The organism is Microcoleus sp. D2_18a_D3 (assembly GCF_036702455.1).
In the GTDB taxonomy this organism is placed as follows: domain Bacteria; phylum Cyanobacteriota; class Cyanobacteriia; order Cyanobacteriales; family Microcoleaceae; genus Microcoleus.
Map to the genome: position 1 here is coordinate 1 of NZ_JAUBTK010000124.1, position 14,640 is coordinate 14,640.

A 14,640-nucleotide genomic window follows, 5' to 3' on the forward strand; every position below is an offset into this window, starting at 1 on the left:
CGGGCTTTCTTCTTGCACCGCTCGGAACGAGCCGGACTTCCCAAAAGCCCCCGCTTTTAAACGTGGGGTTCCTTACGCCAAAACTTTTAGACGCAGGGACACAAGTGCGATCGTACTTCTGCCAGTACAGAGTTCGCTAGAACCCCCATTCCGCACCCTGGGCTGTCACACAGCATAATTACGCAGAAAACTCTATCTTTACAGTAATAAATTATCCCCTTAAAAAGTAATTTATCCGTTAATGTACGGTATTCTAGTATAACTTATAGTTTTATGGGTGGATAAAAATAAGTAAAAACCGATTGTGACCGTTGAGGGTGCCGAAAGAGGGCTAGAAACCCGGTTTCTCGGACATATTTCTGCAAGTCCTATTCAATTCGCCTAACTTCACACTTGTGGCCGCCCCGAATGTTAAATCTCTTAAAAAATTGGCTGAATATTTCTAGTTTCAGATGGTAAGATAGCGGTGGAATAAACGTCCTGCAAGAGGCCTGCTGTGATCCGTTCTGCTACTTTACCGCTTCCGCTTCCCGAGCCGCCGGTTTCCGCTCATGACCGTCTGCGGCTGTTCTCCGGTTCTGCTAATGTTCCTCTCGCCCAAGAGGTGGCTCGCTATCTGGGGATCGATTTGGGGCCGATGGTTCGCAAGCGGTTTGCTGATGGGGAACTCTACGTTCAAATTCAAGAATCAATTCGGGGTTGCGATGTTTACTTGATTCAGCCAACTTGCTGTCCGGTAAACGATCGCCTCATGGAATTGTTAATTATGATCGATGCTTGTCGCCGCGCTTCGGCCAGACAAATTACTGCCGTCATCCCCTATTACGGATATGCTAGGGCTGACCGCAAAACGGCCGGAAGAGAGTCGATTACTGCAAAATTAGTGGCTAATTTGATTACGGAAGCTGGGGCCGGTCGCATTTTGGCGATGGATTTGCACTCGGCTCAGATTCAAGGTTATTTTGACATTCCTTTCGATCACGTTTACGGTTCGCCGGTACTTTTGGATTATCTGGCGAGCAAGCAATTGACGGATATTGTTGTGGTTTCGCCGGATGTTGGCGGAGTCGCTAGGGCGAGAGCTTTTGCCAAAAAGCTTGGTGATGCTCCCCTGGCAATTATTGACAAGCGCCGCCAAGCTCACAACGTGGCAGAAGTGATGAATCTGATTGGTGATGTCAGGGGCAAAACTGCTGTGTTGGTGGACGACATGATCGATACTGCCGGCACGATTTCTGAAGGTGCGAGATTGTTGCGCCGCGAGGGTGCGAGGCAGGTTTATGCTTGTGCTACTCATGCGGTGTTTTCGCCTCCGGCGATCGAGCGTTTGTCTAGCGGGATTTTGGAAGAGGTAATTGTTACGAATACAATTCCTGTGCCGGAAGAGAACCGTTTTGAGCAGTTGACGGTGCTTTCGGTAGCCAATTTGCTCGGAGAAACTATTTGGCGGATTCACGAAGATAGTTCTGTTAGCAGTATGTTCCGCTAGAGGGCAAAGACACTTTTTGAATGTTTGTTTTGGGGTGCGTTAACAAGAGTGTAACGCACCGTTTTTTTTGTGAAGAGTGCGATCGTTTCCCGCAATTAATCAGCCCAGGCTCATCTAACTTTTACTGTCAACTTCCCTTAAATTCTTGTGGAGTGGGCGTCCCGCCCGCCCGGAAAATACAATTTAGAGGTCGAACAGCTTATCAAGTTCCTCGGTAAAATAACGGTTATCACTTTGTAGTGAGGACTCAAGTCCTGATAAAAATTCGCTCGGACTTTAGTTCTCACTACGAACCAAGGTGACGATCGCCGATCGATCGCACTTGGTACCACCGGAACAAGAGATGGTAAAATTCTATCTTGTTGTTGGAAGAGGGTGACTTTTTTATATTCTAGATAAGTCTCATCACAATAAGGAGCCAATAGGGAAAAATCATGAAACATTCACTTGTACGAACAGTGGCCGCACTGGCAGGTTCAGCAATTTTAACACTTGGCGCGATCGGTTCGGCTAAAGCATTTACTTTTGACGAAACCGACATTAACCAAGACCGAGTAATTGTCATCGCCCAACCCCGCCCTTACGGTGGCTACCAATTGTTAATTGTAGAACAAGTATCTGACAAGCGAAAATGCTGGAGCGAAAGTGGCTCTAATCCCGTGAAAGTCGATCCATTATTAGTTAGTTTTGATTTCACCGGTATTTGTGGCCGCGCAACAGACAGCAACGGCTTTTCAATTCGCATGGCAGGCACAGATTTAGCATTAAAATACACCCTAAGCTTGGAAAGTGTTGATGGCAATGTTCTTCTAATGGGAACTCCGGTAGATTACCAAGGTAAATCGGTGATTATCGGTCGCACAAACGGCGATGTTAACGACTTCATGAAAATTACTCTCGATCCTGCTTGGCGCTTGAGTAAAAGAGCTTATCAAGGCCGCACATTAGGTCACTTTTATTTCACTACCAATGAACCCGCACCGGGAGAAATTGGCAATACCGGAGGCAATACCGGAGGCAATACCGGAGGCAATACCGGAGGCAATACCGGAGGCAATACCGGAGGCAATACCGAAGCAATACCGCAGCCAATACCCCAGCCAATACCAATACCAATACCAATACCAATACCGCAGCCATCACCGCAGCCATTACCGCAGCCATTACCAATACCGCAGGAAATACCAATACCGTAAGCAATACTGGCTTTTCTACAACTCGGAGATAGCTACGCTTCCGAAATTAAAGAAGCTGTGGGCTTTGGGTTTGTATCCCGGTTTTCTCAAAATAATACCTTTCGACTGCAACTTGCTGTTACCAGAGAGCAATTGGTATCTTTAGTATTGGAATCCTGGAAAGGAGTACAAGATGCTATATCACATTTCCTAGCAATGTTTCTATCCGTCCCTATAGCGATGTTGATATTTTCCGCTGGAGTGCCTAAAAAGTTCTATTTGCGCGGAAAAACAAGATAGTTAGCTACTATCAAGATGGAACTTTTAAACCTACGCAGTCCGTCACTCGCGCTGAATTGATGGCGATGCTCCGTCGAGCGGCGGAATTTGGTTTCTCTGCCCGGGGAATGAACAGGGATTTAGTTGCTAAAGAACCGTCTAAAACTTTTTCAGATACTCAGAATTATTGGGCTGCTTCTATTTTTACTCAAATGTTTTCTTATTGTTCTGTTGCTGCCGCTATTAACGAAATTGGCGATGGTTTGCTCCGAATGATTCTGCAAAACCCAATTACAGGGAGGTGGCTACTTTGCCAATGCTGAAATGCGTTAAGGCTCAGTAGTAAAAAGTAGATACCCGACAACTTTTGCGAAGTCGGGTATCTGACTATTTTGTTTTTTTTAGCTTGACATTTTACGCTACACCATAATCAGTATATGGCCGTTTGTATGGCGGTTGCAATCCCAAAATAATATCCTCTCTCGGTACTCCCATTGCAACTAATTCCTCCGCCGGATTTTGGTCGGTTAAATTTTGCTGAAGCCAGATTTTTCCATCTTTGATGTCAATGTGAATGATGCTTCGATAAATCCGGGTTAAGTGTTCCCAGCCGACGTTCATCCACTGATAATGATCTCGTTCTGTGTCGCAGATGAGTTGCACTTCTACTTCATCATCAGACACATCATCTTCGGCATAACGGGTGATTAATGTCTGAACGTATTGACGATATTGAGCTAACTTGTCCATTGCACAATTACCTCGCTTGTAGGATTGTATACGATTAGCAACACCTGATACTGTTGTACAGCAATTTGAGTGAACTCGTACTGAAAAAATGTTTCATATACCTCAAATGGCACTGCCAAATACAATTTCCGATTAGGTTCAACAGATGCCAGAGCAAGCCGATAACTGAGAAATTGTCCCAATGCACCATAAAAGTCTGTAATCGCAGAGGAATTGAGGAAGCTTTTGATTTCGACTGCAATTTTCTCCCCACCTCGCTCCGCTGCGACTAACCTTTCAGCTCCCAAATCGACCTGAAAGTTAACATTGCCAAACTTAAACTTTAGTGGATCGGCAGTAATCACCCACTGTTCTTTTTGAAGGGCTCGCTTTACGGATTCGTGGAAAGTATCTTTGGCAGACACAGACAAATTCTCAGTGCGATTGAAAACAATTATTAATTATACCGAATTCGCGGAATATTGTCAATCGGTACAATACTAATTTTATAAAGGGTTTTAATTTCTCAGTTAATGAGGACTAAAGTGCTTATTACAAACCAGTTTGTAGTGAGGACTTTAGTCCTCATATTACTTGTTTCCTGACTTGGTTTCCTTGGGTTTCTTCTTAGATGCCTGTTTCCGAGTTTTGGGAGTGGGGATTATTTCTGACTCTTGCGAGATGAGATATTCTGTTAATTTGCACAAGTCATTTAAGGAAAGTTTTTGCTGGGATTCAAGTTCGTTGAGTCGGTTGGATGCGGTTTCTAATATTTGCTTTCCCTGTCTGACTTGAAGGGTAGTTTTATTTTCGACCGCATCTAGCAACACAAAAATCGAAACTGTTTGCCAAATATCTAAATCGTCGCCCACGACATCGCAAGCAGAGACTATTTTGCCGTTTTGTGGGGCGTGAATTCCTAAGCCGGAATCTTGAATTAACGGCTGGATTTCTGCTAGACTTAAATTCGCAAGGTCGGTAATTTTATGTTCGAGCGAGACTAAATCGGCTAAATCTGGTAAGTTGACCGATTCTGCGGCTAAAGCATCGAATTTAAAGGTAAGAGTTTGATTTAAAGGATCGGAAATGGCATAAATTGATTGAATTTGCGATCGACTAACTGCACCTTTCTCGAAAAAATCTCTGCCTTGCGGGGCGATCGCAATTTTTCCATTTTCAGCCACCTCCAAGCTTTCCAAACTAACCAGAGTCGCCGCCGTAGTCTTCACAAAAATCTCGTCTAACCCCAGCAAATCCGCCAATTCCTTTAAAGTTGGCGCAGGTTCAAACTCAACGCCCGCCCGCAAAATGAACTCTTCCAACACGTTAAACTGGCGCGGTTCGCTAATCGCCACCTCCAGCGGAGTTTGGCGGATTGCGAAGCGGAATTGACGCGCCGCCAACACTGACAAACCCGGATTTTGTTGCTCAATCTGTTCGGCTAGCGAACTTAAATTCGAGTCTATTGGTTTAGTTGAGGACGCTAGAAACATCTACAAAACCTCCGCAGTGACGCACCGTTTTTGAAACTTCCTGATACATTTTTCCCACTGTACCTGTTTGTTGGGTAAATAAATCGTGGCAGCCGACAACTACCAGCAATTCTTGAGCGCGGGAAAATGCCACATTCACCCGTTCCGGTTCCTTAGCAAATCCAATATCGCCCCTAACATTATTGCACACTGTGCTGACAATAATTACAGGTCTTTCCATGCCTTGAAATATGTCAACCGTACCAGTGCGGATGCTTAAAGCAGGGAATCTTTCGCCTTCGATTCTGTCTTTAATTGCATTTAATTGAGCAGCATAAAAAGTGATAATTCCGATTTCTTTCGGCGGTTCACCGTCGGCAACTTTGGGCCGCCAAGCTGTCTCCATTTGTTCGCACAAACGCTCGATCGCATCAATCTCCTTGACATTCAACCGCGAAGTACCCTGTTTTTCCTCTTCAAATCCTTGTCCGATGGGCGTTTTCACCCACAGAATGTGATTATTTTCTTGAATGATTCTACCTGCGAGGTTGTGGGCGCGCTTGGTGTCAGCTTCCTGAATGCCACAGTTGAGTTTTTGCTGGTAAAACTGATTGATTGCGCCCATGATTTGTGGGTGCATTCGATACTGAGTTGTCAGCATTTTTTTTATGCTGTCGCTGGCCTTTTCAAACAAAACTTTGAACAGCGATTCTTTGATAAAGCTAAGTTCCTCTCCGGTACAGCCGATGTCTTCGGCAATATCGTCGATCGTACTTTGATTAAACATCGGCGGCAATTGCCTGTGATCGCCCACTAATACTAACTTTCTGCCTTTCAAAGCGGGAATTAATAACTCTGGGGGAGTGCATTTACTAACTTCGTCAATGATAACGGCATCAAAGCTGGGAAAGTTTTTAGTAAAATCGAAGCTAGCAGCTTGCACGCAAGTAATGCCGATAACGTTGGCATTGTCAATATAAATTTGCTTTAAATCGTTGCGGTCTTTTTCTGATGGATTGCGAAGTTTTTGAATCCAATCTGTCACAAACTTTTGAGAACGATTTAGGGCTGTTTCTTCTTGTTCTAATTTCCGCTCCCAAGTTTTGAATAAACGCTTAATTTTGTTTAAAAAAGCTACGGTGAATAATCCTGTATTCGGAACTTCTGGCTGATATTGAGCCGGGATACTTTGCCATGCTGACTCCCACCACTTTCTCTCAACAAGTAATGCTGCTGTCGGTTGCTGCTGTTGCAGTTGAGCGGTAATTTCGCTCAATTCTGTTTGAAGTTCGGCGAGTTGTTGCTGCGAAGTTGCAGCCGCAGTTTGCAGCGGAGATAAATGCTCGTCAAGAGTGTTTTTGATGGTCTCCAAAACCCCAAAAGGGTCTAGATCGGCAATGGATTTTTCAAGCTGAATCGTGCTTGCTTTCCAAGCATCAACTTGCTTGACAAACTGCTGCGGTTGTTCCCAAACATTCGATTTTTGGGCGAGATATTGTTCGGATAAAATCCGCAGCTTTTCAGGGGCGTTTGGCTGTTGGACAATTGCTTGCAACAAATTAGTAACTTCGCTAATTTTTAAGTTAGCCTCTTGCTGCGCTGTTTCTACCTGAAGTTTAGCGGCGGATATTTGCTGCTGGTTTAAGGTTTGACCGATTTTATCTAATAACTGTTGCTGTTTGATAAGCTGCTGTTCGGTTTCGGTTTTCAGAGGAACCACGCACTGACGGGCATTGGCGAGGATACTGTGCAGCAAGTCTTTGACTAGGCGATCGAAGGTAGCCTGGATATGATTTGGATGCAAGGATTCACTATAAAATTGTTGAATGCTGCCTAAGAAAGTGCGAGCTTTTTCGATGATAAATTTGCGCTGACTTTGGCTGACTTGGGAATAGCTGGCGAAGTCTTTAGCGAGTTGTTGCCACTCTGTACGATCGCCCGCAGAGAGCACGATCGGCGTTTGACTCAAATTTAAGTGCAGAAACTCGCTAAACCGGAACTGTTGCCCTTGTATGTCCTTAAAACCGGCGCTTTCTTCGTGGGATATCGCCTTTTGCAACCGATCCAAATCGGGCAAATTGATTTTGCATTTGGGCGGCACGATCGGCAATTTGAGCGATCGGGCAATTTTCAGCAATCCTGGCGGCAATTCTACCATATCATCCGTGAGCATTGCACCTGTTTCCCAGCAAGTTTTCACGACTTCATAGAGTCCCGTATCCGCCGTCTCAATCCACTGTGCAACGGCGACGACAACGGCTGCAATTTCGGCTTTTCGCAGTTCCAAATTCTTGATTTTCTGTTCGAGATTGTGGCGGTGTGTCTGATTTTGCCGATCGCCCAATTCGAGTTGATTCACAGCCTCAGACATCTGCCGCGACACCCGCAACGACTCCGCAACCGCCGACATAGCGTGACAAACATCATCAGCGCGATCGAATGCCGTCTTAAATTCCGATATTTGCGCTGCTACAGTTTCCTGCAGCCAAACGGCAATCCCAAACGCGCCGCAAGCAGGGCGATCGAAGCCGATTTGAGTAGCATAGCTGGCGGCAATGCGAACATTTGCCATAAAGTTTTCTACTAAAACATTGCCTTCTGAATAAGGTTTTAGTCTGGGCATAAACTCGGCAACTTCTGGAGATTCCCAGTTGACATTAGGCGCATCCAGCAAATTTCCTAGTCCACTAACGAGAGATTCAATCTCGCTTTTTTCGCTTAAAACCCGTTCATAATCTGCTGCTTGCTGGTTGCACTTTTCCTCAAGATTGGCTTTACTGTCGTGCAGGTGTTTGAGTTCATTAAAAAAATCTCTCTCTGCGGCACAGTAGGCGGTAAATCGCTCTGCTTCTGCCACCAACTGCCGCAAAGATTTGATATTAGTCAGGCGCTGCGAGAGCTTTTCTTCGCAGTCAGTCGCCGTATTTTGCAGCCAAGTGCCGATCGCATTTTCCTCCAAAAACGGCTGCCCTTCTTCCTGCACCTTATGAGCTTTTCCCTTCCGCAAAGCCCGAATCGCCGGATTGTGAACTAACCGACTCAAAGCATTATCTACAGCCAAATTTGCTTGCGAAGCAATGAGCGTTTTGCCGCCCTGACGGGCAATTTGATAGCAAATCTCCGCAATCACAGTCGTTTTGCCCGTTCCCGGCGGCCCTTGAATCAAAATTAAATCCCGCGCCGAAAGTACCGTTTCTACGGCGGCAAGTTGATCCTCATTAGCATTGCGATTTAATAAGTTTTCCCGATCCAATTTAATCAGTTTTTCCGGCAGTCTCGCCTGAGAAGCATCGAATAAAAACTCACTCAAATAGGGATTTTGAGCGCGCCCGTCTGTCAGCATTTTTAAAGCTTTCTTCTTGCGTTCGATCTGACTGATATCGCCCGCCGCCTCAAAATATAAGAATCCTTGTTTGGGCAGTTGATATCGGCCGCCCGCCATGCGAGATCCTAAATCAACATCTAATTTAATGCGTAATTTACCATGTTCAAAGTCAATTTCAGCGATGCTACCCAATGTCTCTCCATCGCGGCTGCTTCTGCTTCCGGGCGGCGAATCAAATAGAATAATTTCTTCATTTCGCGCCTTTTTTAGCCTGTCGCGAAAGTCGGTCAATTCTAAGAAATTTTCCTCGTAGCCGTCAAGAGTTGCGGAATTACGCTCAATTTCAAAAGTGACGATTTTGAAGCCGGAACCGTAATTGTGTCCTCGGAAAGGCACGCAAAATTGACGCGCTTCCGCGATGCGTTTTTCCACATTTAAAAAAGTATGCCAAACTTTTAGTTGTTCGGTAGTCGGTATGTGTCTGTCGTCCCAAAAAGGCATTTGTTGGACGCGGGCGATCGACTTTACAGGAATTGGCGATCTACTGTTAGCCAAAAGTCGCAACTGCACCGGCAAAGCATACCCATCTTTCCTGCCTCTGGGAACCGCCACCAAACCAGCATCCAGCAGTTTTAAACCGCCGATTCCGTCTTCACAGCGTACAGTTGCTAACAACCGCAAAGTGCGATCGGCTTTTTGCAACAATTGGGGTAATTCAAAATCATCTCCATCCGTAGCAAGCAGCAATTCCCAGATTTCTTCTTCAGAAAATCTCTCATTTACCTTTTGGCGACGCACGTAGAAAAGATTGTGGGATTTGCCAGCTATCTCCGACATCAGAATTTCCGCACGTTCTTTGCATTCCCAATCGCAATATTTCCCTAAAGCCGCTTCTCCTTCTATATCCCGGATAAACTTATTAATTGTGCGATCGCCACTAAATTTATATCCCCAATCTTCTGTTACTAAAGATGGCATATTTAGATTTTAGATTTTAGATTTTAGATTGGATTTAAGATTAGCACATCGGAACTTGTGCCGACACAACCGCTACATCCCAAAAAAGATTAAGGCGTGCAATGCACACCCTACGACCATCGCAAATTACCGTACAGGCGACGGGCGATCGAATTAAACTGTTTAGAATCAAAAGGGCGAACGATGGGACTTGAACCCACGAATGGTGGTACCACAAACCACTGCCTTAACCACTTGGCTACGCTCGCCGTATCAGTTATAACTATAGCATCAAATCTCAGCACAAGTCTAGGGGTAAGGCAAAAATATTTTGAAATATTTCTGAGCGTCCCTGAACCGGACAGATCGATTGTGCCTCAAGTTCCAAGCACAGTAAGACTATAGCACAATTTTCGCTCCGCGCGATTGACCTGTGCGATCGACAATTATCTCGCCCCCAGCACTCATGCGGCGTGGGTTCGGCAGATCTGGTAGCGTCCCGATTCGATCTAGCGCATTAAAATAGCCTTATCACCCCAGGCGCATCTACATTTCACAGTCCTGTTTGATAAAACTCACCTCTGGCACCATTTTTAAGAACAGGCAAGATGCCTGTTCCACAAAGAATGAATTTCTTTTAGGGTGGGATCTTCTAGCCCGCCCCTAAAAGCCTTATTGAGAATGGGGCAACATCTCAGATGAAATGCTTGTGGGGTGTCCCGCCCGCCCGAAAAATACAACGCCCGAAGCGGGACAGCTTATCCCACACCGCATGAGTTTTCCACCATCCCTTTTCTCTCTCTTCTCTCTTCCCTATTCCTTCGCGCCGCTTCGCGTCTGCGCGGTTCGTTTAAAAAAAAGTCTTGTCCGCAATCTAAAATTTAAAATCTAAAATCTAAAATCGATATGAGCTACTGTGTGAACCCTGAATGTCAAAATCCTCAGAACTCCAACGCCGCACAATTTTGCTTAAACTGCGGCTTTAACCTGGTGCTGAGACAGCGATATCGCCCGATTGAACTTTTAGGTAGAGGCGGATTTGGTAAAACTTTTCTAGCAATTGATGAAGACATCCCATCTCTACCCCCCTGTGCAGTCAAGCAATTTTATTTTTACGACCGTGACCCCGAAATTTTCAACAAAGCCGTTGAATTATTTCGGCAAGAAGGCGTCCGTTTAGACGAACTAGGAAAACACCCGCAAATCCCTACATTATTAGCCTGCTTTGAACAAGAAGGTCATATTTATTTAGTTCAAGAGTTTATAGAGGGATCGACTCTTAAACAAGAATTAGACAAGAGTGTATACGATGAAGAGCAAATTTGGCAACTGCTGCAAGACTTATTGCCCGTGCTGCAATTTATCCACGACAAGCGCATCATTCACCGCGACATCAAACCTGAAAATATTATCCGCCGACAGTCAGACAACAAACTCGTATTGATCGATTTCGGCATTGCCAAACTGCTGACTGATTCAGCTATGCTTCGTCCAGCAACGGTCATCGGCAGTCAAGATTATGTAGCTCCCGAACAAATGCGCGGCAAAGTATTTCCTGCTAGCGACCTTTACAGTTTAGGTGTTACTTGCATTCGCCTAATGACGCAAGTTCCTCCCTTGGATATGTACGACTGCGACAACGAGCGCTGGTGGTGGCGCGAGTTTCTCCCCAAAGCCACGAGTCTTAGCGACGAGTTAGGTGAAATTTTAGATAAATTGCTGCAAACTCGTCTCACTCAGCGGTACAGTTTTGCTGCGGAAGTTTTGCAAGATATCCAAGCAGCTTTAGATATTCGCCATCAAAATTTGCTTTCGCCCCAAAAATTGATCGCTCCTGCTCTCGATAATAGCGGCAACTCAACCGATCTCAGCGCCCTACAAACTCCTGATTCTCTAATTTTACCGACCAATGCCGTCGCCGATTGTGCAGAAGATTTTTCCTTATCTGTTACTTCAAATACTTCAAATATCAAGCCAACCCTAATTTCTGCACGGGGAGTTGATTATACCAAACTGCGCGATTTTTTGTCTAACAAAAAGTGGAAAGAAGCCGATCGCGAAACTTGGGGTCTGATGTGTCAATCTATTTCCCAGGAACCGGGAACTCAGCTAGAAATTAGCCAAATTTACCAGCTTCCCTGCGAAGATTTGCAAACACTTGATCGCCTTTGGTTGCGCTACAGTCAAGGTCGGTTTGGCTTCAGCGTCCAAAAGCAGATTTATGAAAGCGTTAAGGGAGACTATATCAGATTTTGCGATCGGGTCAACTGGCAAACCTACAATTCTGCTAATACTTTAGGGCAGATTAAATTTAGTCAGCAAGCACCAATCGGACACCTCCCCTCTCGCAGTTGGGTTGGCGGCATTCAGTGGCTGCGGCATCTCGATGCCCTGTCAGCAAAATTAACCGAGTGCGACAATAATGCTGCTCCTAAATTGTAATGTTTATACCGACTAACTAACTAAAATTTTAACTTTAAACTCTACCTGAAAGCAGAGAAATTTGTCGCGCTAGATGTAACCAGCGACCGAGGTTCGGTGCGATCGCTTGTCGCACAATGGATGCTGAAGGTGAACACAGCTACAAGTCTGCAATCCAGAGACTGTAACAACAGAATTAAAAGAGGTATCGATCCATGTTTTTTCACAAAAAACAATTAATGGCTGCGGTGACAGTAGACGAAGCCAACCCGCGTTTTGCCCAATTGCTCCTAGAACAGTTTGGCGGAGCAACCGGAGAACTCACAGCAGCTCTGCAATACTGGGTGCAGTCCTTTCACTGTGAAGATGCAGGGATTAAGGATATGCTCCAAGATATTGCAATAGAAGAATTCAGCCACTTAGAAATGGTGGGCAAACTCATCGAAATGCACACCAAAAACGTTGACCAAACAGAAGCTTATAAAAGCACTTTGTTTGCGGTGCGCGGTGTAGGTCCGCACTTGCTTGATAGCCAAGGTCAAGCTTGGACGGGTGCTTATGTCAACGAAGGTGGCGATGTAGTGCGCGATTTACGCGCTAATATCGGTGCGGAAGCAGGAGCTCGCCAAACCTACGAAGAGTTGATTAAACTAGCACCGGATATGGGAACGAAAAAGACCCTGCACTTTCTGCTGACTCGCGAAATTTCTCACACTGAAATGTTCATGAAAGCTCTCGAAGCGTTGGGTAAACTCACCGATCCGCTGTTCGGTAATATTCCGCCAGATTCCACTGTGGATCTCTACTTTAACTTGTCAACAAATGGCAAGGATGAACGCGGCCCTTGGAACTCAGAACCTACTTTCCAATACATTGCCGATCCCGCTCCCAAAGGTTAATTTGAGAGTTGTTTAGATTGTGTGGCTTAGAAGATTTAAGCCCATTATTAAGTAAATTTTAAGCCGCGCACCTTCTTTTGTAAGGTGCGCGGCTTAGAAGATTTAAGCCCTGTGTTGAGTAATTTTCAAGCTGGGTACTTTGCTTTAGTTGTTAGAGGTGCGCGACTCGGAAGCTTCCGGTTGAGGGTTGAGTATTTTTCAAGTCACGCGCCCTACGGTGTTACAATTATTTGAAATCCCGATCGAACATTAACATCAAATCCATATTGAAATTGCGATCATCCACCTATTTATTAGTCTCTCACGGCAGCCGCGACCCCAGACCCCAACTAGCTTTGGAAAACCTAGGTCAACTGCTGTCTCAAAATTTGGCTGACTCGTTCCCCGCAGTAGCAACCGCCACCTTAGAACTTGGGCCCGCACCGCTGCACGAACAAATTTGCAGTTTTGGCGAACGTACCCTGTCGCTGGGACAGAGAGAATTGCAAATCCTGCCTGTATTTTTATTGCCGGGAGTTCACGTCGCCGAAGACATACCCGCAGAGGTGGAAATTGCCCAAAAAACTTTTGGTGACAAGCTAAAAATTGAATTGCGCCCGCATTTAGGTTCCCAGGAAGCAGGCTTAACAAAATTGGTAGAAAGTCAGATGCAAGAGGTGACTTTTCTCCCCAATCTGCTATTGCCAAAATGGATTTTATTATCTCACGGCAGCCGTCGCCCCGGAGGTAACTCGATTGTTGAGGAAATCGCCAGCCAACTCGGTGCGCTGACAGCTTATTGGTCGGTAAAGCCGAGTTTGGAAGAGCAAATTGAGAGTTTGGTTCGTGGTGGACAGCAGCAAATAGGGATTGTGCCATACTTCTTATTTAATGGAGGAATTACAGATGCGATCGCGAAAAATGTCGCACAGCTAAAGCAGCAATTTCCTGCGGCGGAACTTCATCTCGCAAATCCTCTAGGCGCAAGTGTACAATTAGCAGACTTAATTGGGAATTTAATTCAAAAATGAACCGCAGAGGCAAAGAAGAGGTAAAGGAAGAAAGAAAAATGTCTTTAGGAAAAGTGTATTTAGTAGGTGCGGGCCCCGGAGATCCGGGTTTGATGACTTTGAAGGGAAAAGCTCTGTTAGAATGCGCGGATGTGGTGATTTACGACGCTTTAGTCAGCCCTCAAATTTTGGCAGCAATCAACCCCCAAGCAGAACGAATTGATGCCGGAAAACGCAAAGGTCGTCACTCGTTAATGCAGGACGAAACCACTCAACTAATGATAGAAAAAGCTGGAGATAATGCGATCGTAGTTCGTCTCAAAGGCGGCGATCCATTTATTTTCGGCCGCGGCGGCGAAGAAATGGAAGAGTTGGTAAAAGCTGGAGTTTCAGTAGAAGTCGTCCCCGGTGTAACTTCTGGGATTGCGGCCCCTGCTTATGCGGGAATTCCTTTAACACATCGATCGTACAGTTCCTCTGTCACCTTTGTCACCGGTCACGAATCAGCGGGAAAATATCGACCGGAAGTAAATTGGCAGGCGATCGCCCGTGGCTCGGAAACCATTGTAGTATACATGGGAATCCACAATTTGCCTTACATTATCGGCCAGTTAACAGATGCAGGATTGAGTGCAGAAACGCCCATAGCGTTAGTGCGCTGGGGAACGCGGCCGGAACAAGAAGAATTGATCGGGACTTTGGGTACAATTGTAGAGCAAGTTGAGGCGGTCGGATTTGCAGCACCTGCGATCGCCGTAATCGGAAATGTTGTCAATTTGCACTCGATATTGTCTGGCTGTCGGCCAGTTTCTCAGACTGTAGAATAAGCAGGGTAAGAGCATCTTAATTAAGCTTGACACAAAGGTTCAGAAGAACCTAACATATGATCGGCGAAACAAGAACTC

General features: G+C 45.5%; 11 protein-coding genes and 1 tRNA gene. 7 read left to right on the top strand and 5 right to left on the bottom strand.

Annotated features, from left to right (window positions below; all coding sequences use genetic code 11):
• The first annotated feature begins 496 nt into the window (after positions 1–496).
• The 3 genes from QUB06_RS32060 to QUB06_RS32070 all read left to right on the top strand — a co-directional run bounded on the left by QUB06_RS32060 (position 497) and on the right by QUB06_RS32070 (position 3,266).
• Positions 497–1,489, top strand: coding sequence for a ribose-phosphate pyrophosphokinase (locus QUB06_RS32060; RefSeq protein ID WP_333438717.1), 993 nt, complete (start codon positions 497–499; stop codon positions 1,487–1,489).
• Positions 1,490–1,923: 434 nt separating this feature from the next.
• Positions 1,924–2,685, top strand: coding sequence for a DUF3747 domain-containing protein (locus tag QUB06_RS32065; RefSeq protein ID WP_333438718.1), 762 nt, complete (start codon positions 1,924–1,926; stop codon positions 2,683–2,685).
• A 275-nt stretch (positions 2,686–2,960) separates the two neighbouring features.
• Positions 2,961–3,266: an S-layer homology domain-containing protein gene (locus QUB06_RS32070; RefSeq protein ID WP_333438724.1), complete on the top strand. Its 306-nt coding sequence runs from the start codon at positions 2,961–2,963 to the stop codon at positions 3,264–3,266.
• 91 nt (positions 3,267–3,357) lie between these two features.
• Here QUB06_RS32070 and QUB06_RS32075 read toward each other — a convergent pair whose 3' ends face one another.
• The 5 genes from QUB06_RS32075 to QUB06_RS32095 all read right to left on the bottom strand — a co-directional run bounded on the left by QUB06_RS32075 (position 3,358) and on the right by QUB06_RS32095 (position 9,695).
• Complete coding sequence (locus QUB06_RS32075) at positions 3,358–3,693, bottom strand: XisI protein (RefSeq protein ID WP_333438719.1); 336 nt, start codon at positions 3,691–3,693, stop codon at positions 3,358–3,360.
• Positions 3,681–4,097: a XisH family protein gene (locus tag QUB06_RS32080; RefSeq protein WP_333438720.1), complete on the bottom strand. Its 417-nt coding sequence runs from the start codon at positions 4,095–4,097 to the stop codon at positions 3,681–3,683. The genes QUB06_RS32075 and QUB06_RS32080 overlap by 13 nt, the downstream gene beginning before the upstream one ends.
• A gap of 165 nt (positions 4,098–4,262) precedes the next feature.
• Positions 4,263–5,165 (bottom strand): hypothetical protein, encoded by a 903-nt coding sequence (locus QUB06_RS32085; protein ID WP_333438721.1) that lies wholly within the window; start codon positions 5,163–5,165, stop codon positions 4,263–4,265.
• Positions 5,143–9,447, bottom strand: a complete 4,305-nt coding sequence (locus tag QUB06_RS32090; RefSeq protein WP_333438722.1) for an AAA domain-containing protein — start codon at positions 9,445–9,447, stop codon at positions 5,143–5,145. The genes QUB06_RS32085 and QUB06_RS32090 overlap by 23 nt, the downstream gene beginning before the upstream one ends.
• 175 nt (positions 9,448–9,622) lie before the next feature.
• Positions 9,623–9,695 (bottom strand) — tRNA-His (locus QUB06_RS32095).
• Between the two features lie 637 nt (positions 9,696–10,332).
• On the opposite strand from QUB06_RS32095, the gene QUB06_RS32100 reads away from it, so the two are divergent.
• The 4 genes from QUB06_RS32100 (at position 10,333) to cobA (ending at position 14,562) form a co-directional block, all read left to right on the top strand.
• Positions 10,333–11,868: a serine/threonine-protein kinase gene (locus QUB06_RS32100; RefSeq protein WP_333185108.1), complete on the top strand. Its 1,536-nt coding sequence runs from the start codon at positions 10,333–10,335 to the stop codon at positions 11,866–11,868.
• Positions 11,869–12,062: 194 nt separating this feature from the next.
• Entirely contained in the window at positions 12,063–12,746 is a 684-nt protein-coding gene (locus QUB06_RS32105; protein WP_333036883.1) for a manganese catalase family protein, read from the top strand.
• Between the two features lie 266 nt (positions 12,747–13,012).
• Positions 13,013–13,756 carry a sirohydrochlorin chelatase gene (locus QUB06_RS32110; RefSeq protein ID WP_333438723.1) on the top strand — a complete coding sequence of 248 codons (744 nt, stop codon included), beginning with the start codon at positions 13,013–13,015 and terminating at the stop codon, positions 13,754–13,756.
• Entirely contained in the window at positions 13,753–14,562 is an 810-nt protein-coding gene (gene cobA / locus QUB06_RS32115) for a uroporphyrinogen-III C-methyltransferase (RefSeq protein ID WP_333060413.1), read from the top strand. The genes QUB06_RS32110 and cobA overlap by 4 nt, the downstream gene beginning before the upstream one ends.
• Positions 14,563–14,640: the final 78 nt, after the last annotated feature.

Excerpts from the sequence above, each read along its gene's own strand:
- cobA (WP_333060413.1), top strand. The coding sequence starts at position 13,753 with ATGAACCGCAGAGGCAAAGAAGAGGTAAAGGAAGAAAGAAAAATGTCT.
- QUB06_RS32090 (WP_333438722.1), bottom strand. The coding sequence starts at position 9,447 with ATGCCATCTTTAGTAACAGAAGATTGGGGATATAAATTTAGTGGCGAT.
- QUB06_RS32085 (WP_333438721.1), bottom strand. The coding sequence starts at position 5,165 with ATGTTTCTAGCGTCCTCAACTAAACCAATAGACTCGAATTTAAGTTCG.
- QUB06_RS32100 (WP_333185108.1), top strand. The coding sequence starts at position 10,333 with ATGAGCTACTGTGTGAACCCTGAATGTCAAAATCCTCAGAACTCCAAC.
- QUB06_RS32105 (WP_333036883.1), top strand. The coding sequence starts at position 12,063 with ATGTTTTTTCACAAAAAACAATTAATGGCTGCGGTGACAGTAGACGAA.
- QUB06_RS32075 (WP_333438719.1), bottom strand. The coding sequence starts at position 3,693 with ATGGACAAGTTAGCTCAATATCGTCAATACGTTCAGACATTAATCACC.
- QUB06_RS32065 (WP_333438718.1), top strand. The coding sequence starts at position 1,924 with ATGAAACATTCACTTGTACGAACAGTGGCCGCACTGGCAGGTTCAGCA.